Here is a 21,389-nt window from a genome sequence, read left to right on the forward strand (position 1 = left end):
GCTTTCATCGGTATCCGGCTTTCGAGCGGCGCTCCGTAGAGACGCGCCCGAATGGGAGGGTTTGATGCGTGCGATCCTTGCGCCGGCGCTGTGCGCCGGCCTGTTGGCCGTGACTGCGCCCGGCTTGGCCTTGGCCGACACCGGCTATGCGGCCGCCTGGCGTCCCGGCAGCGGCGCCCAGTGGTGGCGTTCGGGAATGAGTCTGGACCAGTTCAAGGCTCAGGACAAAACCCACTTCGACAACGGCCTGCGCATCCATTCGCTGTCGGTGAAGGATGGTCGTTTCGCCGCCGTCTGGCGGCCGGGGACCGGGGCCCAATGGTGGCGCTCAGGCATGACGCTGGACGAGCTGAAGGCCCAGGACACCACCTACTTCAACCAGGGCCTTCGCCTGACGGCCCTGGAGCTGGACGGCGGCCGGTTCACCGCCGTGTGGCGGCCCGGCTCGGGCGCCCAGTGGTGGCGCACCGGCATGACCGTCGATCAGATGAAGGCGCAGGATCAGACCCATTTCGACAACGGCCTGCGCATCACCCTGCTGGAAGTCGACGGCGGCCGCTACACCGCGGTCTGGCGTCCGGGGAGCGGCGCGCAGTGGTGGCGCTCGGGCATGACCGGCGCCCAGGTCGAGACCCAGGACCAGACCTATTTCAACCAGGGCCTGCGGCTGGCGGCGCTGTCGGTCGATGGCGACGCCTATGCCGCCGTCTGGAGGCCGGGAACGGGAACCCAGTGGTGGAGCCACCGCCGCTGCCCGGTCGACTTCAAGACCGAGGACGCCGCCTATTTCGGTCGCGGCCTGCGCATGGAATTCATCGAACAGCAGGACAGCGCCGTCGGCGCCTATCGCTATCCGTGGAAGGCGGGCGACACGCGCAATGTCGGCCAAGGCAACAACAATCCCGGCGGCTCGCACAACGGCAGCCAGGCCTTCGCCTTCGACTTCTCGATGCCGGCAGGCACGCAAATCCGGGCGGTGCGTGGCGGCACGGTCGAGTGGCTACAGGAAAGCCAGAGCACGACCTACAATCCCAACGCCCCCACCACGCCCAGCAACACGCCGTTCCCGGGCGGCAGCTTGCAGAACTGGGGCAACGCCGTGCGCATCCGTCATCCGGGCGGCTTCACCAGCTGGTACTTCCACATCCAGCAGAACGGCGTGCTGGTGAACGTCGGCGACGTCGTCCAGCGCGGCCAGCCGATCGCCACCTCGGGCAATACGGGGCGCACCTCGGGACCGCACCTGCACTTCCAGGTCCAGGCGGACTCGACCAACTGGGGCCAGTCGGTGGCGATCAGCTTCAACGACTGCCAGGTCCCGACGGGCGGCGACAGCGTGACGTCCAACAACGTCTGGCCCTGAGGGGCTTTCAGGCTCCGTGCGCGGTCCTCGTCCTTCGACAGGCTCAGGATGAGGACCGTTGCCTGGTCGTTCGAAAACCTCACCCTGAGTTTGTCGAAGGGCGAGGTTTTCGTCTTGGGCGCTGTTTGCTCTCAGGCCGCCTTGGCCGCCATGCGGGCCAGGGCGCGGCGTTCGATGCTGGCGGCGAACAGCGGGGTTTCGCGGCTGTTGTGGTCGCCGCCGTCGCGCTGACGGGCGTCGGCGGCGTCCTCGAACGGCATGCCATGCTTGTCGATGAAGTCGAGGAATTCCTGGGTGGGGTGGGCGACCACGCTGTTGGTGTATTCGCAGGTCGCTTCGTCGATCTTCCGGGCGCTCAGGGTCCAGATCACCTGCACGCGCGTGCGGCCGTTGGGCGTGAAGGCGTCCGAAGTCGACACCATCCTGCACAGGGTCGGGCTGGCGACCTCGGCCACATAGTGCTGCACCATCAGGGTCTGGCCGATCATCTCGACATTGATCGACATGCGCCGACCGTCGTCGGTGAAGGTGGCGCCGGCCGAGATGTGGTCGGGCGCGCAGCAGCGCTGGTATTCGGCCTCCGGCAGGGTGAACAGCCAGTCGGCGATGTCGATCGTCTCGATCGGCGCGTTGATGATCGCCGTATAGGCCGAGGCCGACAGTTGCTTGTCCGTGATGATGATGTCCGACATTGCCGTCTCCTTGCGTCGAAAGCTTACCCGTGGCGCCGGATGGGGCCGCCGGGCGACGTCAGCACTTTCGGCGCGAGGCGGCTGGAGCGGTATCCATCCATCGGTTTGCCGCGCGAAGGCATAGGGAGGCGCCGGCTAGACCTAGGTCTAGCTGGGCGATGAGGCGCCGGCGGCTCAGGCCAGTTCGCGTCGCATGGCGTAGTAGTGGATCGGAACGCCGCGCACCTCGAAGTCGCGCCGCGCCGTCACGGTGAAGCCATGGCGCTCGAACACCGGCCGGGCCAGCTCGCTGGCTTCGACGTAGAGGGCGGCGAGGCCTTGCTCCACGGCTTGCTGGATCACCGTCTCCAGCAGGCGGGAAGCCACGCCCTGGCCGGCGAAATCGGGATGGCAATAGAGGTGGTCGACATGGCCGTCGGCCTCCAGGTCGACATAGGCGATGGCATTGTCGCTGGCGTCGACGGCGACGAAGGTCGTGCGGCCGTCGGCGGCGCGGTTCAGCACGTCGAGCGGCTTAAGTGGTGCGGGGGCCCAGGCGGCCGCCTGGGCTGCGGAGTATGCGCGTCTCCCGAGCCCGTGAACGGCCTCGTAGTAGAGCTGCGCCATGTGGGGCGCATCGTCGGTCCGATAGGGACGGATGACGATGGTGGCGGCTTCCATCTCTTCCCTCGAAAAGCGACGGCCCGCCTCCGGTGGGAAGCGGGCCGTCCGGTCGTCTTATCGGTAGGCCGGGGGCAGGCCGTTGTCGCCCGCCGCGTAGCGGTCGCGCAGCTGGCTCTGGCGGCTGTCGGCGGGCTGCTCGACGCCGCCGATGAACACCTTTTCGGCCCAGGTGGTGGTTTCCAGCGGGTCGCCTGTCCACAGCACGAGGTCGGCGGTCTTGCCGACGTCCAGCGAGCCGATCTGGTCGGCCATGCCCCAGATCCTGGCCGGGGTCAGGGTGATCGCCGCCAGGGCGGCTGGGTAGGGCAGGCCATTGGCGACGGCCAGGCCCGCGTTCAGGCGCTCCTGCCGCAGGTTGTTGAAGTCGCGCGCGCCGTTGATGGCGACGGTCACGCCGGCCGCGTTCAGGCGGGCGGCGTTGTCGAGCCGCGAGCCCAGGGTCTCGAAGCTGTCGGGCAGGTCGGCCTGGGTGTCGACGATCACCGGCACGCCGGCCTTGGCGATCTCGCCGGCCACCAGCCAGCCTTCCTCGGCGCCTTCCAGTACGATCCTGACCTTCTCCTCGGCCGCCAGCTTGAGGGCCAGGCGGATGTCGGAGGCGCGGTGGGCGCGGATCAAGAGCGGGGTCTTGCCCTGCACGACCGGAACCAGGGCCTCGAGGTCGAGACGCGAGAGGCCGTAGTCGCGCGTGGCGCCCTGTTCGAAGGCGGCGCGGTTCTTCGCGAAGGCGCGAGCGTCCTGCAGGGCCGATTTGACCAGCACGATCGAGGCGCCGCGCGAGCCGCCGGCCGCGCGGGCCCCGGCCTCGCCCAGCGACAGGGTCACGGCGGTCTTCGACTTCGAGACGATGTCGGCCTCGCCGGCCTTCAGCCGCACGAAGGCGGCCTGGCCGCCGAACAGCGGGGGATCGCCGCCGCCGTCCTTGCCGGCGGTCATCTCCTCGACCACGCCGTCGTCGGCGTGCTCGTGGCTGCCGCCGCCGACTCCCGACAGCACCGGGGTGACGGCCGAGGCGGTGACGCCGCCGTCGCGGGCCAGGCCGATCATCGGCGAGGCCGGGTTGACGCCGTAGGCGATGTCGAAGCCCGCCGACAGAGCGTTGCCTGTGCCGTCGTCGCGCGTTTCGCGCACGCCGCCGATCTCCGAGGCGCTGATGTTGGACGACGGCGCCACCAGGCCCGGGGTCACGACCCCGCCCTTGGCGTCGATGGTGGTCACGCCGGCCGGCACGGCGACATTGGCGCCGACGGCGGCGATCTTGCCGTTCTGGACAAGGATCGCGCCCGACGGGATCGCCGCGCTCGACACCGGCTCGATGCGGGCGTTGACGATGGCGAAGGTCTGGGCGGCGGCGGGAGCGGCGATGACGGCGGTCAGGGCCGCGCCGGCGAGAAGAATGGACCGGATCATCAGTTGAACGCTCCCTGGCCGGGTTGGCCGAGCTCGAAGTCGGACTTGGGCTGATAGCGCTTGTCGTTGCGGTCGTAGGTCAGGGCGCCGTCGATATAGACCTGCTCGGCCTTGGCGTAGACGCTGAACGGATCGCTGCTCCAGACCACGATGTCGCCGGCCTTGCCCGCTTCCAGGCTGCCGGTCTTGTCGGCGATGCCCATGGCCTTCGCCGGATTGGCCGTGATCCACTTGATGGCCTCGGCGCGGGTGATGCCGTAGCCGATCTTGTTGCCCGCCGTCATGGCGACGGCGGCCTCCTGGTTGAGGCGCTGGGTCATGATCGGGTCGTCGGAGTGGATCACGACGCAGGCGCCGGCCTTCCAGACCATGGCGGCGTTGGAGTCGACGCCGTCCAGGCTTTCCATCTTGAAGCCGGTCCACGAGGCCCAGGTGGCCGAGCAGATGCCTTCCTTGGCCAGCAAGGGGGCGACCTTGTAGCTCTCCACCGCGTGGTGGAACATGGTGATCTTGTAGCCGAATTCCTTGGCCACATCGATCATCACGGCCATCTCGTCGCCGCGATAGCAGTGGTTCTGCACCAGGATATCGCCCTTGAGCACGCCGGCCAGGGTTTCCAGCTGCAGGTCGCGCTTGGGCGCGTCGGCCTTCTCGCCCTTTTCCTTCTTAGCGCGGTAGTCGTCCCACTTGCGAGCGTAGTCGGCCGCGTCGATCCAGGCCTTGCGATAGCCGAAGACGTTGCCCATCGCCGTCGAGGGCGTGCGGTTCTTGGAGCCATAGACGCGCTTGGGGTTCTCGCCGCAGGCCATCTTCAGGCCGTAGGGCGCGCCCGGGAACTTCATGCCCTGCATGGTGGTCGAGGGCACGTTCTTCAGCGTCACCGAGCGGCCGCCGAACAGGTTGGCGCTGCCGGGAAGGATCTGAAGGGTGGTCACCCCGCCGGCGCGGGCGCGGTTGAAGCCCGGATCCTGCGGCCACACCGAGTGCTCGGCCCAGACCTGGGCGGTGTTGGGATCGGTGGCCTCGTTGCCGTCCGACTTGGCCGACACGCCGGGCGAGGGATAGACGCCCAGGTGGCTGTGGGAGTCGATGATGCCGGGGGTGATCCACTTGCCCTTGGCGTCGATGGTGGTCACGCCGGCCGGGATGGCGGTCTCGGGGCCGCCGACGGCGACGATCTTGCCGTCCTGCACGACGACCACGCCGTTGTCGATCTGCTGGCCCGTCGCGGTCAGCACCGTGGCGCCGACGAAGGCGGTCGGGCGCGAGGGCAGGGGCGCGTAGGTCGACGGGAAGCCCGACGAGGCCTCGCCATCAAGGCCCTTGGGCAGCGGCTTGGCCTCAGCCTTTTCGGCGGGCTTGGCGGACGCCTGCGGCTTGGCTGTCGTTCCGGTCGTAGCGCAGGCCGAAAGGCCCAGCGCAAGCAGACTGACGGCCGCGGCCGTCGTACCCCATCGTGTCATCAATATTCCCCGACTCTCGAAGAGGCCGCGAGGACAGACCAATTCAGACCCCCGATCAAGCAGCACGGCGCCCCATTTTTCCCCGATTGCGGCGTTTGTCTGTCGCGCGTGCTTCGTGCGAGGATCGCGACCTGCGGTCGAATCCGCGCGGGAGGAACCTCATGAGCTTGCGTCCCTGGCTCGGCCTTGTGGCCGCCCTTCTGATCAGCGCCTGCGCGGGCCAGCCCGCCGGGCCTTCCACGGGCTCGCCGCCGCCGATGTCGCGTGCGCCCGTGGCCGAAGGCGGCATGTGCGGCGGCATCGCCGGCTTCCAGTGTGGCGAGGGCCTGTCCTGCGTGATGCCGGTCGGCGCCTGCAAGACGGTCGCCGACGCCTCGGGGATCTGCCGTCCGCGCCCGCAGGTCTGCACCATGGACTACCGCCCCGTCTGCGGCTGCGACGGCAAGACCTACGGCAACGCCTGCAGCGCGGCGGGCCAGGGTGTCAGCGTCGCCCACGAGGGCGAGTGCAAGGCCTCCTGACAGGAATGGACCGCAGGCAGGCCATGATCGGCGGCGTGGCGGCGGCGATCGCGCCGTCGCTCGCCGTTGCTGGAGACAAGACGATGTACGGACTGATCGGCCAGATGAAGGCCGCCCCCGGCAAGCGCGACGACCTGGTCGCGATCCTGAAGGAGGGAACCGAGGCCATGCCGGGCTGCCTGTCCTACATTCTGGCGCTCGACCCGACCGACGCCGACGCGATCTGGATCACCGAGGTCTGGACCGACAAGGAAAGCCACGCCGCCTCGCTGAAGCTGCCTTCGGTGCAGGCCGCCATCGCAAAGGCCAGGCCGATCATCGCCGGCTTCGGCCACCGCTTCGAGACCACGCCGGTGGGCGGGGTGGGGCTGTAGGTCTCCAGCTCGAACGGTCGTATTCTCCGACCCGTCGCGATCCGGCTTCCGGCGCGTGCCGTTTTGCTGCTAGGCGGTGCGGCGACGGATCGCTGGCCTATGGAACCCAACTTGATCGAGCAATACGGATGGTCTGACCTGCTGGCCGAGGCTTTCAAGCCTCACGAGCGCGCCGGCTATGCGGCTGGTCGCGTGGTCGTCCAGCAGCGCAACGGCTATCTGGTGGCTACGGCCGAGGGCGAGGTGCGCGCCAAGCTTTCCGGCCGTCTGCGCCACGAAGCCCAGGAGGCTGGCCATCCGGCGGTCGGCGACTGGGTGGCGTTGTCGATGAACCTGGCCGAACGCACTGCTGTCATTCAGGCCGTCCTGCCGCGCCGCACCGCCCTGGTTCGCCGGGCCGCCGACAGCGTGCAGACCCCTCAGGTGGTCGCGGCCAATGTCGATCTGGCCTTCATCGTCACCTCGATGAACGGAGACCTCAATCCGCGCAGGATCGAGCGCTACCTGGCCGCCGCCTGGCAGAGCGGCGCGCGCCCGGTGGTCGTGCTGACGAAGTCGGACATCTGCGCCGAGGCCGACTCTCTCGCCGCCGAGGTCGAGGCCCTGGCGGTCGGTTGTCCGGTCGTGACCGTCTCCGCCCGCGAGGGGCGGGGCCTTGACGCCTTGCTGGCCCACCTGGCGGCCGGCGAAACCTGTGTCCTGATCGGCTCGTCCGGTGTTGGCAAGTCCACCCTGGTCAACACCCTGCTGGGCGAGCGGCGAATGGCCACCCAGGCGATCCGCGAGGCCGACGACCGTGGCCGCCACACCACCAGCCATCGCGAGCTGGCCATGCTGCCCGGCGGCGGACTGATCATCGACACGCCCGGCGTCCGGGAGGTGGGGCTGGTGGAGGCCGACGAGGGCGTGAACCAGGTGTTCGACGACATCGAGCGCCTGGCGCAAGCCTGCAAGTTCGGCGACTGCGGCCATGCCAACGAACCCGGCTGCGCGGTGCAGGGCGCCATACTGAGCGGGGACCTGGACCCCAAGCGCTGGGAGCACTTCCGCAAGCTCGCCCAGGAGCTGGCTGCGGTCGAGGACAAGGCGGCCCGGGCGTTCAAGGACGCCGAACGTCGTCGCCTGGGCAAGGCCCAGAAGACCTATCGCACCGCAAGAAAGGACGCCCGCGGGGGCGCGTGAGGCCGGGACGGGTCTTGCCGGCGGTCGCCCGCGGCGAAAGGTCTCTCAAAATATGGCCGCTCTTCCTGGCGAATGGGATTAGGAGGGTGGTTCAACACCTTCGAGAGATGACCAATGCCCGCCTTTACCATCGTCACCACCAGCGCGACCCAAGGCAGCGATTCAGCGGAGGTGAACACCCTGACGGACGAGTTCTCCAACGAGAGCGAAGCCCTGGGTTACGCCCGCCGGATGGCGGACGAGATGCTCGATCTCGCCAGCCAGCTGTCGCTGGATTTCGACTACACCAATGTCAGCCTCTACGAGGGCGACCTGCTCGACGAGGATCTCGATCCGGCCCATGCCGCCTTCAAGGGCGCGTGGGTGCTGGACGAGGAGGGCGCTTCGTTCGTTCCCGCCGACGAGTTCCGTGACGGGATCGCCCAAGCCGACGCGTGATCTGGCCGACGCCTGATCTGAACAACGGGACTGGGGAGCCAGATGCTCCTCAGTCCACGTAACGCTCTGTCACCGCCCCGTCCAGGCGCCGCACCCGCGCTGCCGCCAGCACTTGCGGCTCCATCAGCCGGGCGTTGATCCCGATCTTGTCGCGTCCTGGATCGTTCGAGCTCCAGTGGGTGACGCAGCCGCAGGTCCGACAGCGGTGGAAGGCGATCGAGCGGTCGTCCCACTCGTAGGTGTCGGTCGGCCCGCTCTCGGCGCGGCGCACGGCGCCCAGCGGATAGTAGGCCCACAGCACTCCGTAGCGGCGGCAGATCGTGCAGTTGCACTCGGTCACTTCCGCCGGCGCGGCGTCGATCTCGAAGCCCACGGCGCCGCAGTGGCAGCTGGTGCGGATCATCGGCGGTTCTCCAAAAGAAAAGGCCCGGAGCTTGCGCCCCGGGCCGATCCCAAAGTGCTTTAGGCCGTAAGGCTTAGCACTTGTAATACATCTCGAATTCGACCGGGTGCGGGTGCAGTTGCAGACGCATCACTTCTTCCATCTTCAGCTCGATGTAGCTGTCGATGAAGTCGTCGTCCATGACGCCGCCGGCCTTCAGGAAGGCGCGGTCCTTGTCCAGGCTTTCCAGGGCTTCGCGCAGGCTGCCGCAGACTTCCGGGATCTTCTTCTGCTCGCGGGGCGGCAGGTCGTAGAGGTTCTTGTCGGCGGCCGCGCCCGGATCGATCTTGTTGATGATGCCGTCCAGGCCGGCCATCAGCAGAGCGACGAAGGTCAGGTAGGGGTTGCCCATCGGATCCGGGAAGCGGGCTTCGATGCGCTTGGCCTTGGGCGAGTCGACGTGCGGGATGCGGATCGAGGCCGAACGGTTGCGCGAGCTGTAGGCCAGCTTCACCGGGGCTTCGTAGCCCGGCACCAGGCGCTTGTAGCTGTTGGTGGTCGAGTTCGAGAAGGCGTTGATGGCCTTGGCGTGCTTGATGATGCCGCCGATGTACCACAGGCATTCTTGGCTCAGGCCGGCGTACTTGTCGCCGGCGAACAGCGGCTTGCCGTCCTGCCAGATCGACTGGTGCACGTGCATGCCCGAGCCGTTGTCGCCGAACATCGGCTTGGCCATGAAGGTGGCGGTCTTGCCGTAAGCGTGGGCCACGTTGTGGATCACGTACTTATAGAGCTGCATGCGATCGGCCATGGTGACCATGGTGTCGAACTTCAGGCCGAGTTCGTGCTGGGCCGGGGCCACTTCGTGGTGGTGCTTTTCCGGCTTCATGCCGAGCTCGCCCATGACGGCCAGCATTTCGCCGCGCAGGTCCTGGGCCGAGTCGACCGGGTTCACCGGGAAGTAGCCGCCCTTGGGGCCCGGGCGGTGGCCCATGTTGCCTTCCGGATAGGCCTTGCCCGAGTTCACCGGCAGTTCGGTGGAGTCGTACGAGTAGCCGGTGTCGTGCGGCGCGGTCGACCAGCGCACGTCGTCGAAGATGAAGAACTCGGCTTCCGGGCCGAAGTAGACGGTGTCGCCCACGCCGGCCGACTTGACGTAGTTCAGCGCGGCCTTGGCGATCGAGCGCGGGTCACGGTTGTAGGGGGTGCCGTCGTCCGGGTTCACGACGTCGCAGAACAGCGCCAGGGTGGTCTGCTGGTAGAACGGGTCGATGATGGCCGAGGTCAGGTCCGGACGCAGCTTCATGTCCGACTCGTTGATGGCCTTCCAGCCGGCGATCGACGAGCCGTCGAACATGGTGCCGTCGTTCAGGAATTCGTCGTCGACCAGGTCGATGTCGAAGGTGACGTGCTGCAGCTTGCCGCGAACGTCCGTGAAGCGGACGTCGACGTACTTCACGTCCTTTTCCTTGATCAGGTCCAGGATTTCCTTGGCGGTGCTCATTGATATCCCCTTTGAGCGAGAAAGTCTGAGAGGAGGAGGCCGTGGGCTAGACGGCGGACGGACCGGTTTCGCCGGTCCGGATGCGGACGACTTCGGTGATCTCCGAGACGAAGATCTTGCCGTCGCCGATGCGGCCCGTGCGGGCGGCGTTGGTGATCGCCTCGAGCGCGGGCTCGAGCTGGCTGTCCTCGACGACAACCTCGACCTTGATCTTGGGCAGGAAGTCCACGACGTACTCGGCGCCGCGATAGAGCTCGGTGTGGCCCTTCTGGCGTCCGTAGCCCTTGGCTTCCAGAACGGTCATCCCTTGGACGCCCATGTCCTGGAGCGCCTCTTTGACCTCATCCAGCTTGAACGGCTTGATGACGGCTTCGATCTTTTTCATCGGTCTCTTCCGCGCCCGATGGCGCATGGCCTCTGACTTTGAGCGGCAAGGATCACGCCGCCCGGAGCGCTACAAGCCGGGGTTCCCGCGATTGTCGCGGTTCGAACGTGCATTCAGGCATATGAGTGAATCTTGAGCGACGTTTGATCGAAAAATATGCATTTCGGAATTGCGGCCGGAAACGGCCTTGTCGCGCCCTGATAGCCGCCTAGGATTGCAAAAACGATCGTTTGAACGGGGGTGAACATGCGCGACGAGACACCGGTTTTGATCGGTGCGGGCCAGTTCACATTTCGCGGTCCTGCTGAAAATTCGCCTTCGCCGCTGGAATTGCTGAAGATTGCGGCGAAACGGGCTGTCGCTGACGCGGGGCTGCAGGGGCCGGTTCTTGCGCAATTGGACGCTCTGGCGGTCGTAGCGTTCAGCATCGACGCTCCGGGCGGTCTTTCGAAACTGCCGCTTCCCCGCCTGTCGGATCCGCCGGCCAGCCTGGCGCGGGCGATCGACGCGGCGCCGGCCTGGTCGGTCTACACCGAGACCGGAGGCAACAGCCCCCAGCAGGCGATCAACATCCTGGCCGAGGGCATCGCCCGCGGCGAGTCGCGGCTGGGGCTGGTCGCGGGCGCCGAGTTTCTCGGCTCGCTGATGAAGCGGATGAAGAACGGCCTGGGCTTCGATGGCTGGGCCGACGACATCGACAGCAAACCCGCGCGCATCGGCGATCCGCGTCCCGGGGTGACGAAGCAGGAGGCCGTCCACGGCCTGGGCTATCCGGTCAACACCTACCCGCTGTTCGAGAACGCCCTGCGAGCCCGCGACGGACGCAGCCTTGCCGACCACCAGGCGCGGCTGGGCGCGCTGTTCTCGCCGTTCACCAAGGTGGCCGCCGCCGATCCAGAGGCCTGGTTCCCCGTCGAGCGCAGTGCTGAGGAACTGGTCACGGTGACCGAGCGCAACCGCATGGTCGGCTACCCGTACCCCAAGTACCTGAACGCCATCATGGAGGTCGACCAGTCGGCCGCCGTGCTGGTCGCCAGCGTCGGCATGGCCCGTGAACTGGGCGTGCCGCAGGACCGCTGGGTTTTCCTGCATGGCTGCGCCGACGCCGCCGACCTCTGGTACCCGCTACAGCGACAGGATTTCCATTCCAGCCCCGCCATCCGTCTCACCGGCAAGCGGGCGTTGGAGATGGCGGGCGTCGGCCTGGCAGATCTCGATCTGATCGACCTCTATTCCTGCTTCCCATCGGCGGTGCAGGTCGCCGCCGAGGAGCTGGGCCTGGCGCTGGACGATCCGCGCGGTCTCACCGTCACCGGCGGGCTGCCGTATTTCGGCGGGCCGGGAAACAACTACAGTCTCCACGCCGTGGCGCGGCTGATCGAGCGGCTGCGCGCGCGGCCCGGCGCCTACGGTCTGTCGACCGCCAACGGCTGGTTCCTGACCAAGCAGTCGGTCGGCGTCTATTCAACGCGTCCGGTGGAGGGCGAATGGCGGCGCGAGGATCCGGCCGTGATCCAGAAGGAGATCGACGCCCTGCCGCATCCGCCGATCGTCGAGGCGCCGGAGGGCCGCGCGACCATCGAGACCTATACCGTCGTCCACGCCCGCCAGGGGCCGCGCATGGGCATCGTCATCGGGCGCTCGCAGGACGGCGCGCGGTTCGTGGCCAACACGCCGGACGATCCGGCGACCCTGGCGGATTTGGAAAGCCGCGAGGGCGTCGGGCGCACCGGGACGGTCGGGCCTCACCCCGACGGGATCCGCAACCTCTTCACGCCGGACGCCGCCTGATGGGCCGCGTCCACGTCATTCGCCACGGCAAGCCGGCCGCCACCTGGGGCGGTCACGACGACGATCCGGGGCTCGACGAGACGGGCCAGGAGCAGGCGAGGGCGGTGGCCGCCATTCTTGCCGCCCTGCCGGAGGGGGAACGGCCGACGCGGGTGGTCTCCTCGCCGCTGCGACGCTGCCGTGAGACCGCCGCGCCGCTGGCGCAGATGCTGGGCGTGCCGGTCGAGATCGAGCTGGCCGTGGGCGAGATCCCGACGCCGGCCGCCTTGCCGCCCGAAAACCGTCCGGCCTGGCTGAAGCAGGCCTTCGCCGGCGACTGGGCCGATATCAGGGGTGACCGCGACTACCTGGTCTGGACGGGGGAAGTCGCCGGGGCCTTGGCGCGATGCGAGGGATGCGCCGTCTTCAGTCATTTCGTCGCGCTCAACGCCGCGGTGGCGGCTGCGGAGGGAACCGAAGCGGTGATGGCCTTCCGGCCCGACCACACGAGTGTCACCGTCTTCGAAGTCGTCGACAACCGCCTGCGGCTGGTCGAGAAAGGCAGGGAAGCCTCCACCGGCGTTCTTTGATGGAGCCATACGTGTCGCCTCGCCAGATCATGACCGTCGACGAGATGAAGGCGGCCGATGCGGCGGCGGTGGCGGCTGGAACGCCGGCGACCACGCTGATGGAGCGGGCCGGCAAGGGGGCGGCCGAGGCGATCCGCGCGCGCTGGTCGCGCCGCCCGGTGGTGATCTGGTGCGGCCCCGGCGACAACGGCGGCGACGGCTACGTCATCGCCCGCCACCTCAAGCGGCGTGGCTGGCCGGTGCGGGTCGAGGCCTTGGCGCCGCCGGCCTCCGCCTCCTGCCGCTGGGCGGCCGAGCGCTGGCGCGGCGAGGTCCATCCGCTGAACCCGGCCGTCTCGCCGGCTGAGCTCTATGTCGACGCCCTGTTTGGTGCGGGCCTGTCGCGACCGCTGGAAGGCGCCGCCGAGGACCTAGCGCGCGCGGCCGAAGGGCTGGCCTCGCGCATCGTCGCCGTCGATACGCCCAGCGGCGTGCATGGCGACACCGGCGCTCCGCTGGGCGGCGCGGCCTTCGCCGCGACGCTGACCGTCACCTTCCACCGTCGCAAGCCGGCCCATGTGCTGGCCCAAGGCCGCGCGGCCTGCGGCGAGGTCGACGTGGTCGATATCGGCCTTTCAGAGACCGGCGCGGGCGCGCTGGTCGAGAACGATCCGGCCCTGTGGGGGGCGCGGTTCCCCTGGCCGTTGAACAATGCGCACAAGCACGCGCGCGGCCGGATGGTGGTGGTCAGCGGCGAGGCCTGGAGCACGGGCGCGGCGCGACTGGCGGCGCGGGCGGGTCTGAGGATCGGGGCGGGCGTCGTCACTCTGCTGTCGCCGCCGGGAGCGTTGGCGGTCAACGCCGCCCACCTGGAAGCGGTGATGTTGGCTCCTTTCGAAACCGAAGCCGATCTTGCCGTTCTGGCCGAGCGGGCGGCCGCCGCCGTGATCGGTCCCGCCGCGGGCGTGGGGGAGGCGACAGCCCGCAACCTGACCGCCCTGGCCGGCACCGGGGCTGCCCTGGTGGTCGACGCCGACGCCCTGACCAGCTTCGCCCACGCGCCCGACGAGCTTTTCGCGCGTCTCGATCGCGACGACGTGCTGACCCCGCATGCGGGCGAGTTCGAGCGGCTGTTTCCGGGTCTGCTGAAGGCTTCGCCCGAACGCATCGCCGCTGCGCGGGAGGCTGCGCGCCAGGCCGGGGCGATCGTGCTGCTTAAAGGGCCCGATACGGTGATCGCCGCGCCGGACGGCCGCACGGCGGTGAACCTCAACGGCTCCCCCTGGCTGGCCACCGCCGGTTCGGGCGACGTGTTGGCGGGCTTCATCGCAGGGCTCGCGGCGCAAGGCATGGACAGCTTCGACGCCGCCTGCGCCGGCGCCTGGATCCATGCCGAATGCGCTGGGCTGCATGGCCCGGGACTGATCGCCGAGGATTTGCCGGGGCTGGCGCCGGCGGTGCTGAAGCGGTTGTGGGACACCCGTGAAAAACCTCTCCCATAGGGAGAGGTGTCCTTACGCCGCTCCGATCGTCTCCAGTTCGAACGGCGTGGTCTGGTAGACCTCGTTCAGCCAGTTGCCGATCAGCAGGTGGGCGTGGCTGCGCCAGCGGTTGCGCGGCGGGCGGCTGGGATCATTGCCCGGAAAGTAGTGCGCCGGCGGCGGCGTGGCGGGATCGATCAGCCGGTCGCGGGCATACTCGGCCGCCAGGGTGCCGGTCTCGTACTCCGGGTGGTTGAACATGTAGAGCCAGCGGCGGCGGGCGTCCTCCAGCAGGCACAGGCCCGACTCCTCCGAATCGAGCAGCACCCGCAGGCCGCCGTCGGCCGGCAGGTCTTCCGGGCGCACCTCGGTCCAGCGCGACACCGGAATGTCGATCTCGTCGGCCAGGCCTCGCAGGTAGGGCGAGGCCGGGGCCAGATTGGCGTGGGGGAACACGCCCGAGCGCTTGTCGGCCAGCACGTGCTTGGGCACGCCGTGGAAGTGCTTCACGCCCGCCTGGGCGCCCCAGCAGACGGCAAGGCCCGCATGCACGTGGGTTTCGCTCCAGTCGAAGATGCGCGACAGCTCGTCCCAGTAGCTGACCTCCTCGAACGGCAGGGTCTCGACCGGCGCGCCGGTGACGATCAGGCCGTCGAAGCGCTCGTGCCGCACCTCTTCCCAGGTGCGATAGAAAGCCAGCATGTGCTCGGCCGAGGTGGTCTTGGGCGAGTGACTGGACAGCTGGATCAGCGACAGTTCGATCTGCAGGGGGCTGGCGCCCAGCAGGCGCGCGAACTGGCGCTCGGTGCTGGGCTTGTCGGGCATCAGGTTCAGCAGGCCGATGCGCAGCGGCCGGATGTCCTGGCGGGCGGCGTCGGTGTCGGCCATCAGCGACAGGCCTTCGGCTTCCAGCGAGGCGCGGGCCGGCAGGTCGTCGGGAATCTTGATGGGCATGGGCAGCGTCCGTCCGTCGAAAAACCAAGACTCGCGACGGCTCTAGGGCTCACCCGTTTCGTTGCCGTCGCGGCCGCATCCCCCCGACGGGGCGCCACCTTGCTCGGGAAGCAGGTTGGCGTTGGGCGAGCCCAACTCTTGATGCAGGCTTGGCTTTAAAGGTGACGCCGCGCGGCCGCAAGGGGACGCAGCGTCGCGCTCGCGGGGCGGACAGGCGAGGAGGGGGCTGCTCAGGCTTCCAGGCGGTGCAGCACGATCTCGGCGCGGACACCCTCGTCGAACAGCCGGCTGCCGTAGTCGAGGGCGGCCTGGAACGATCGCTGCTCGAGGGAATCGGTGAACACCACCTGATGGTCGCAGGTGACTTCCCAACCGCCGTCGGTCTGGTTGACCTCGATCGTCCGCATACGCTGTTCTCCTACGCCATGGCGCAGTTAACCGTCGCTGATGGGCAATGGTTGCGTGCGAATCCACCAAAGTTCAAGCGTGACCGAATGGCGCGCCGAGCCTGATCCGTAGGGAGAGGGAAAACCGGCCCGAGCGTCAGTCGGGGGGGCAAGGCTCGGGCCGGTCAATGTCCCGTGGCGTTACGCTCGACGGGACACGGAGAAAACGACGTCGCCCGAGCGCGGTTCCTCAAGTCTACGAAAAATCTTCGCGGCCACTTCAAATCTCTTGCGACGACGGCTAAGGCTCGCCCCCACGCGGATGTGGCGGAACTGGTAGACGCACTGGATTTAGGTTCCAGCGCCGAGAGGCGTGGAGGTTCGAGTCCTCTCATCCGCACCATGTCGCCGCGCGCAGCGTTTTGCGCGCGGCGACGCCATACCCTTTGATCGACGCGAAGTGTCGTGACATAAGGGCGCTCTTTCGCCGCCCCGGTGACGTGGGCGGCTATGATTTTTTGACCCCTGGGGCGGACGACGGGCGCGGGCGCCCGGATCCGAGAAGCTAAGAATGTCGATGCAGATCGTTGAAAAGTCGGGCGAAGGCCTCAGCCGGGTTTACGGCGTTACGGTGCCCGCGAGTGAGCTGGCCACGCGTCTCGAGGCTCGTATCGCCGAAGTCGCCCCGCAGATGAACGTCAAGGGCTTCCGCCCGGGCAAGGTGCCGGCCGCGCACGTGCGTCGCCTGTATGGCAAGGGCCTGATGGGTGAAGTCATCGAGCAGGCGCTCAACGAGACCACCCAGAAGATCCTGGACGACAACAAGCTGCGTCCGGCCGGCCAGCCCGATCTGAAGCCGACGTCCGACATGGACAAGGTCATCGCCGGCGGCGAGGATCTGGCCTTCGAACTGGCCGTCGAGATCATGCCGGAATTCGAGCCGATCGATCCGTCGACCATCGAGCTGGTCAAGCCGGTCTACAAGATCGAGGATTCGGAAGTCGAAGAGGCCCTGGCCGAGCTGGCCAAGCAGGCCCGCACCTATGAGCCGCGCAAGGGCAAGAGCCTGAAGGCCAAGGACGGCGACCAACTGCTGATCGACTTCGTCGGCACCATCGACGGCGTCGCCTTCGCCGGCGGCACCGCCAACGACGCCGAGCTGGTGCTCGGTTCGGGCCAGTTCATCCCGGGCTTCGAAGAGCAACTGGTCGGCGCCAAGCCGGAAGACGTGGTCACCGTGAAGGTGAAGTTCCCGGAAGAGTACCAGGCCGCCGAACTGGCCGGTAAGGACGCCGAGTTCGCCACCACCGTGAAGGAAGTCCGCGCTCCGGTCGACGCCGAAGCCGACGACGAACTGGCCAAGCGCCTGGGCCTGGCCGATCTGGCCGCCCTGAAGGACCTGCTGAAGTCGAACCTGGAAGGCCGCTACACCAACAGCTCGCGCTTCAAGCTCAAGCGCGCCCTGCTGGACGTGCTGGACAGCAAGCACGACTTCGCCCTGCCGCCGCGCATGGTGGAAGCCGAGTTCGCCGGCATCTGGCAACAGGTCCAGGCCGACAAGACCCAAGGCGGCCTGCCGCCGGAAGACGCCGACAAGACCGAAGAGCAGCTGCAGGACGAATACAAGAAGATCGCCGAGCGCCGCGTGCGCCTGGGTCTGGTGCTCGCCGAGATCGGCCGCAAGAACGACGTCGTCGTCACCGACCAGGAACTGAACGAAGCGATCGTCCGCGAAGCCCGCCAGTACGGCGCCCAAGCCCAGCAGGTGTTCGACATGTACCGCCAGCGCGCCGACCTGCAGGCCTCGCTGCGCGCCCCGATCTACGAAGACAAGGTCGTCGACCTGATCTTCGCCAAGGCCAAGGTCGAGGAAAAGGAAGTCTCCAAGGAAGAGCTCCTTGAAGAAGACGACCTGCCGGAAGGCTACGGCGGCTAAGCTGTCGTTCCTTCGGGAAACGAACGGGAGGCGCGGATCGCAAGGTCCGCGCCTTTCCTTTGCGCATTTTCGTTGGGGGGCGGCGCCTTGCAACCTGTTAAGCGCCACGCGATATGCGTCAGGTGCGCTGGCGCGACGCTGATTCGCGCCCGCAAAGACATTTCGAGAAGGGCGAACCCCACATGATGTACGATCCGGTCGAGACGGCGATGAACCTGGTTCCGATGGTGGTCGAGCAGACCAGCCGCGGCGAGCGCGCCTTCGACATCTTCTCGCGCCTTCTGAAGGAGCGGATCATCTTCCTCACCGGTCCGGTCGAGGACGGCATGGCCTCGCTGATCTGCGCCCAGTTGCTCTTCCTGGAGTCCGAGAACCCCAAGAAGGAAATCGCCATGTATATCAACTCGCCGGGCGGCGTGGTGACGTCGGGCCTGGCGATCTACGACACCATGCAATACATCAAGAGCCCGGTGACGACGGTGTGCATGGGCATGGCGGCTTCGATGGGCAGCCTGCTGCTGTGCGCCGGCGCGCCCGGTCAGCGCATCGCCCTGCCGAACGCCCGCATCATGGTCCACCAGCCGTCGGGCGGTTTCCGCGGCCAGGCCTCGGACATCATGCGTCACGCCGAGGACATCTCGAAGACCAAGCGTCGCCTGAACGAGATCTACGTCAAGCACTGCGGCCGGACCTATGAAGAGGTCGAGCGCGACCTGGATCGCGACAACTTCATGAGCGCCGAGGAAGCCAAGGCCTGGGGCCTGATCGACCAGATCAACGAGAACCGTGAAACCTCGGAAGCCGGCGCGTAAGCGTCGCTGAGCTCGCGAGACGAAGCCGCCGACCTTAAGGTCGGCGGCTTTTTCTTTGCTGTCTCAATGGTCCCGCTTTCGCCACGTCGGGCGAGCAGGCGAAACAAACAGGCCCCAGATCGGCCGGGCCGGGCGGCGACAAGGATCGCATGACGATCCTCGAGCCTCGGAGCCTGGCCATGACCGCCCGCCGCCGCCTTTCGCTGCTTTCGGCCCTCGCGGCCTTCCTGAGCCTGGCCGGCGCGGCCGCCAACGCCCAGGGCTTCTCTGATCCCGCGCCCCGCCACGGCATCGCCACCATGCGTGTCGGCGTCAGCCCCGAGCAGGTGCAGCAGATCGTCTCCGATCGCCTGCTGCAGGACGGCGTGACGGCGGGGCTGGCGACGCTGCGCCAGAACCTGGCCCTGACGCCGTCCCAGCAGGACCGCTGGCGCGACTTCATCCTGGCTTCCAGCGCCCGCCCGGCCGGCGTGGTGCTGGCCGTGGCTGCGCCGGAGGACGAGACGCCCCTGGCCCAGGCCCGTGCGGGCCTAGCCCTTCAGCGCGAGCAGCTGGTCGTGGAACAACGTCGGGTCAAGGCGATGACGCGGCTCTACAAGGCGCTGGACGACGACCAGCGCGCCGTCTTCGACCAGGCCTATTCGGCGATCGGCAGCCTGTCGGTCAGCACCCAGGCGCCGGGTCTGGCGTCGGCTGGCGCCAGCGTCGAATAAAACCCTTCCCCTTCAGGGGGAGGATCTCGGTTCTAGACCGGCTTGCCCTTGAAGATGCGGTAGCCGCGCTCCTGGGCGATGGCCAGCATCTCGGTGTCGCCCGAGGTGTCGCCATAGGCGGCGGCCAGCTTCACGCGCTCGCCGAAGGTCTCGCGCAGGCGCACCACCTTCTCAGGTCCTCGGCAGTTGGGGCCCGAAAGCCCGCCGGTCACCTTGCCGTTCAGGTCGTAGGCCAGCTTGGTGCCGATCAGCAGGTCGGCGCCGATGCCGCGGGCGAACGGGGCGACCACCGTGTCGGGTGAAGCGGTGACGATCACCATCCGGGCGCCCTGCGCGCGCCAGCGCCGCCACACCGCCAGGGCGTCGGGGCGGAACAGGCTCTGGGCGTGGGTCTCGGCGAAGGTGCGCGCCTGGGCCTCCAGCCGCTCCTGCGGCACGCCCTTGAGGAACTCGCGGATCGCCGCGGCCTTGATGCGGCCGCGATCGCGGTGGAACAGGTAGGAGAGGGCGGCCGGCGCCAGGCGGATCATGCCCATTGTCCAGCGGCCGCCGCTGACCCGCCACTTCAGGAAGGCGGTGAAGCTGTCGCGCACCGTCAGCGTGCCGTCGAAGTCGAAGGCCACCAGCGGCGGGCTGGCTTCGGTGTGCGTCGGGGCGTGAGCGTCTTCCGACGCCTCGTGAATCTCGGACATCTCGTCTCCGCCCACCGGGCGAACTCCTTTTTGCGGCGCCGCTTGCAGCACGATTCCGGTCGCTTGCAGAAAGATTAGAGCCTGCGGCGATGTTCCGCAGCCCACTGATCGCTTGCTTTGGCCTACAGTCGTCCCATCTAGGGATGGAATCCCATGGTCAGAACCGAAACATCCACGAACTTGGCGCCGGAAACGGGCTCCAAGGCTTGTGCCGCGCGTTCGGATCGGGGAATGTCAAGGATTAGACAACTCCCGTTGGGTATCCTGTTGCTTCGGTGGCGGGATACGCGTTGGGAGTCGGCGGTAGCGGCTTTCGCCGTATCCGCCCTAGCGTGAGAAGCGACCATGACGAAAGCCGCCAGCGGCGACGCCAAGAGCACCCTGTATTGTTCTTTCTGCGGAAAGAGCCAACATGAAGTGCGCAAGCTCATCGCCGGACCCACCGTGTTCATCTGCGATGAATGCGTCGAGCTTTGCATGGATATCATCCGTGAAGAGCACAAGATCGCCTTCGTGAAGTCCAAGGACGGCGTTCCGACGCCGCGCGAGATCTGCGAAGTCTTGGACGACTACGTGATCGGCCAAGGTCACGCCAAGAAGGTGCTCGCGGTCGCGGTGCACAACCACTACAAGCGCCTGAACCACGCCTCGAAGAACAACGACGTGGAGCTGGCCAAGTCGAACATCCTGCTGGTCGGTCCGACCGGTACGGGTAAGACCCTCCTGGCCCAGACGCTGGCTCGAATCATCGACGTGCCGTTCACGATGGCCGACGCCACCACCCTGACCGAAGCCGGTTACGTGGGTGAAGACGTCGAGAACATCGTGCTCAAGCTGCTGCAAGCCGCCGACTACAACGTCGAGCGCGCCCAGCGCGGCATCGTCTACATCGACGAAATCGACAAGATCAGCCGCAAGTCCGACAACCCGTCGATCACCCGCGACGTGTCGGGCGAAGGCGTGCAGCAGGCCCTGCTGAAGATCATGGAAGGCACCGTCGCCTCCGTGCCGCCGCAGGGCGGGCGCAAGCATCCGCAGCAGGAGTTCCTGCAGGTCGACACGACGAACATCCTGTTCATCTGCGGCGGCGCCTTCGCCGGTCTCGAGCGGATCATCTCGGCGCGCGGCTCGGCCAAGTCGATCGGCTTCGGCGCCAAGGTCGCCGATCCGGAAGACCGTCGCACCGGCGAGATCCTGCGCGGCGTCGAGCCCGACGACCTGCAGCGCTTCGGCCTGATCCCGGAATTCATCGGCCGTCTGCCGGTGATCGCCACCCTGGAAGACCTCGACGAGGCCGCCCTGGTGAAGATCCTGACCGAGCCGAAGAACGCCTTCGTCAAGCAGTACCAGCGCCTGTTCGAGATGGAGAACATCGGCCTGACCTTCACCGAGGACGCCCTGCACCAGGTCGCCAAGAAGGCCATCGCCCGCAAGACCGGCGCCCGCGGCCTGCGCTCGATCATGGAAGGCATCCTGCTGGAGACCATGTTCGAACTGCCCAACTACGAGGGCGTCGAGGAAGTGGTGGTCAACGCCGAGGTCGTCGAAGGCCGGGCCCAGCCGCTGCTGATCTACGCGGAAAAGAAGGGCGGCGCCGCCTCGGCCTAACCGCCGGCGACGCAAGCTGAAACGAGAACGGCGGGTCCCAAAGGGCCCGCCGTTTTTCGTTTGCGTGTTCCAGCCCCTGAAGGGGGAGGTG

General features: G+C 67.6%; 22 protein-coding genes, 1 tRNA gene and 1 riboswitch. Of the genes, 13 read left to right on the plus strand and 10 right to left on the minus strand.

Translation table 11 applies throughout. The features are described 5' to 3' along the window. Positions 1 to 64: 64 nt before the first annotated feature. Entirely contained in the window at positions 65 to 1,363 is a 1,299-nt protein-coding gene (locus ACODR1_RS12545) for a M23 family metallopeptidase (RefSeq protein ID WP_488880746.1), read from the plus strand. A 131-nt stretch (positions 1,364 to 1,494) separates the two neighbouring features. Here ACODR1_RS12545 and ACODR1_RS12550 read toward each other — a convergent pair whose 3' ends face one another. From ACODR1_RS12550 to ACODR1_RS12565, 4 genes are all read right to left on the minus strand, one after another. Further along, the gene (locus tag ACODR1_RS12550; RefSeq protein ID WP_488880747.1) at positions 1,495 to 2,055 is read right to left on the minus strand and encodes a hypothetical protein; all 561 of its coding nucleotides are present in this window, start codon (positions 2,053 to 2,055) and stop codon (positions 1,495 to 1,497) included. A gap of 174 nt (positions 2,056 to 2,229) precedes the next feature. After that, on the minus strand, positions 2,230 to 2,715 hold the full coding sequence (locus tag ACODR1_RS12555; protein ID WP_488880748.1) for a GNAT family N-acetyltransferase: 486 nt from the start codon (positions 2,713 to 2,715) through the stop codon (positions 2,230 to 2,232). A 57-nt stretch (positions 2,716 to 2,772) separates the two neighbouring features. Then, positions 2,773 to 4,128: an amidohydrolase family protein gene (locus tag ACODR1_RS12560; RefSeq protein WP_488880749.1), complete on the minus strand. Its 1,356-nt coding sequence runs from the start codon at positions 4,126 to 4,128 to the stop codon at positions 2,773 to 2,775. Continuing rightward, positions 4,128 to 5,591 (minus strand): amidohydrolase, encoded by a 1,464-nt coding sequence (locus ACODR1_RS12565; protein WP_488880750.1) that lies wholly within the window; start codon positions 5,589 to 5,591, stop codon positions 4,128 to 4,130. The genes ACODR1_RS12560 and ACODR1_RS12565 overlap by 1 nt, the downstream gene beginning before the upstream one ends. Positions 5,592 to 5,752: 161 nt before the next feature. Here ACODR1_RS12565 and ACODR1_RS12570 point away from each other — a divergent pair, with 161 nt between their 5' ends. From ACODR1_RS12570 to ACODR1_RS12585, 4 genes are all read left to right on the plus strand, one after another. Further along, positions 5,753 to 6,112 (plus strand): Kazal-type serine protease inhibitor family protein, encoded by a 360-nt coding sequence (locus ACODR1_RS12570; RefSeq protein WP_488880751.1) that lies wholly within the window; start codon positions 5,753 to 5,755, stop codon positions 6,110 to 6,112. A 5-nt stretch (positions 6,113 to 6,117) separates the two neighbouring features. Next, the gene (locus tag ACODR1_RS12575) at positions 6,118 to 6,486 is read left to right on the plus strand and encodes a putative quinol monooxygenase (protein WP_488880752.1); all 369 of its coding nucleotides are present in this window, start codon (positions 6,118 to 6,120) and stop codon (positions 6,484 to 6,486) included. 99 nt (positions 6,487 to 6,585) lie between these two features. Further along, positions 6,586 to 7,668: a ribosome small subunit-dependent GTPase A gene (rsgA, locus tag ACODR1_RS12580; protein ID WP_488880753.1), complete on the plus strand. Its 1,083-nt coding sequence runs from the start codon at positions 6,586 to 6,588 to the stop codon at positions 7,666 to 7,668. Positions 7,669 to 7,782: 114 nt separating this feature from the next. Next, positions 7,783 to 8,106 (plus strand): hypothetical protein, encoded by a 324-nt coding sequence (locus ACODR1_RS12585; protein WP_488880754.1) that lies wholly within the window; start codon positions 7,783 to 7,785, stop codon positions 8,104 to 8,106. 49 nt (positions 8,107 to 8,155) lie between these two features. Here ACODR1_RS12585 and ACODR1_RS12590 read toward each other — a convergent pair whose 3' ends face one another. The 3 genes from ACODR1_RS12590 to ACODR1_RS12600 all read right to left on the minus strand — a co-directional run bounded on the left by ACODR1_RS12590 (position 8,156) and on the right by ACODR1_RS12600 (position 10,377). Then, a complete protein-coding gene (locus ACODR1_RS12590) occupies positions 8,156 to 8,509 on the minus strand; it encodes a GFA family protein (protein WP_488880755.1) in 354 nt (117 codons plus the stop codon). A 73-nt stretch (positions 8,510 to 8,582) separates the two neighbouring features. After that, on the minus strand, positions 8,583 to 9,992 hold the full coding sequence (gene glnA, locus ACODR1_RS12595; RefSeq protein WP_488880756.1) for a type I glutamate--ammonia ligase: 1,410 nt from the start codon (positions 9,990 to 9,992) through the stop codon (positions 8,583 to 8,585). A 46-nt stretch (positions 9,993 to 10,038) separates the two neighbouring features. Then, on the minus strand, positions 10,039 to 10,377 hold the full coding sequence (locus tag ACODR1_RS12600; protein ID WP_035089775.1) for a P-II family nitrogen regulator: 339 nt from the start codon (positions 10,375 to 10,377) through the stop codon (positions 10,039 to 10,041). A gap of 246 nt (positions 10,378 to 10,623) precedes the next feature. Here ACODR1_RS12600 and ACODR1_RS12605 point away from each other — a divergent pair, with 246 nt between their 5' ends. From ACODR1_RS12605 to ACODR1_RS12615, 3 genes are read left to right on the plus strand one after another with little or no spacing between them, the layout of a single operon-like run. Then, positions 10,624 to 12,168, plus strand: coding sequence for an acetyl-CoA acetyltransferase (locus ACODR1_RS12605; RefSeq protein WP_488880757.1), 1,545 nt, complete (start codon positions 10,624 to 10,626; stop codon positions 12,166 to 12,168). After that, positions 12,168 to 12,737: a histidine phosphatase family protein gene (locus ACODR1_RS12610; protein ID WP_488880758.1), complete on the plus strand. Its 570-nt coding sequence runs from the start codon at positions 12,168 to 12,170 to the stop codon at positions 12,735 to 12,737. Before ACODR1_RS12605 ends, ACODR1_RS12610 begins: the two co-directional genes overlap by 1 nt. Before the next feature lie 29 nt (positions 12,738 to 12,766). Continuing rightward, the gene (locus ACODR1_RS12615) at positions 12,767 to 14,218 is read left to right on the plus strand and encodes an NAD(P)H-hydrate dehydratase (RefSeq protein WP_488880808.1); all 1,452 of its coding nucleotides are present in this window, start codon (positions 12,767 to 12,769) and stop codon (positions 14,216 to 14,218) included. Positions 14,219 to 14,230: 12 nt separating this feature from the next. Here ACODR1_RS12615 and ACODR1_RS12620 read toward each other — a convergent pair whose 3' ends face one another. Both ACODR1_RS12620 and ACODR1_RS12625 read right to left on the minus strand, forming a co-directional pair. After that, positions 14,231 to 15,151 (minus strand): homoserine O-succinyltransferase, encoded by a 921-nt coding sequence (locus tag ACODR1_RS12620; RefSeq protein ID WP_488880759.1) that lies wholly within the window; start codon positions 15,149 to 15,151, stop codon positions 14,231 to 14,233. A 47-nt stretch (positions 15,152 to 15,198) separates the two neighbouring features. Further along, positions 15,199 to 15,301: riboswitch (SAM-I-IV-variant riboswitch) on the minus strand. 80 nt (positions 15,302 to 15,381) lie between these two features. Then, entirely contained in the window at positions 15,382 to 15,558 is a 177-nt protein-coding gene (locus ACODR1_RS12625; RefSeq protein WP_165799284.1) for a hypothetical protein, read from the minus strand. Between the two features lie 297 nt (positions 15,559 to 15,855). Between ACODR1_RS12625 and ACODR1_RS12630 the strand changes: the two genes are divergently transcribed. The 4 genes from ACODR1_RS12630 (at position 15,856) to ACODR1_RS12645 (ending at position 18,998) form a co-directional block, all read left to right on the plus strand. Further along, positions 15,856 to 15,940 (plus strand) — tRNA-Leu (locus ACODR1_RS12630). A 174-nt stretch (positions 15,941 to 16,114) separates the two neighbouring features. Then, positions 16,115 to 17,473 (plus strand): trigger factor, encoded by a 1,359-nt coding sequence (gene tig, locus ACODR1_RS12635; RefSeq protein WP_488880809.1) that lies wholly within the window; start codon positions 16,115 to 16,117, stop codon positions 17,471 to 17,473. Between the two features lie 182 nt (positions 17,474 to 17,655). Next, a complete protein-coding gene (locus ACODR1_RS12640; RefSeq protein ID WP_109101415.1) occupies positions 17,656 to 18,285 on the plus strand; it encodes an ATP-dependent Clp protease proteolytic subunit in 630 nt (209 codons plus the stop codon). Between the two features lie 179 nt (positions 18,286 to 18,464). After that, a complete protein-coding gene (locus ACODR1_RS12645; RefSeq protein WP_488880760.1) occupies positions 18,465 to 18,998 on the plus strand; it encodes a Spy/CpxP family protein refolding chaperone in 534 nt (177 codons plus the stop codon). 32 nt (positions 18,999 to 19,030) lie between these two features. Here ACODR1_RS12645 and ACODR1_RS12650 read toward each other — a convergent pair whose 3' ends face one another. Next, complete coding sequence (locus ACODR1_RS12650; RefSeq protein ID WP_101717729.1) at positions 19,031 to 19,690, minus strand: HAD-IB family hydrolase; 660 nt, start codon at positions 19,688 to 19,690, stop codon at positions 19,031 to 19,033. A gap of 345 nt (positions 19,691 to 20,035) precedes the next feature. On the opposite strand from ACODR1_RS12650, the gene clpX reads away from it, so the two are divergent. Further along, complete coding sequence (gene clpX / locus ACODR1_RS12655; protein WP_101715701.1) at positions 20,036 to 21,298, plus strand: ATP-dependent Clp protease ATP-binding subunit ClpX; 1,263 nt, start codon at positions 20,036 to 20,038, stop codon at positions 21,296 to 21,298. Positions 21,299 to 21,389: the final 91 nt, after the last annotated feature.

Source organism: Caulobacter sp. FG7 (assembly GCF_057808875.1).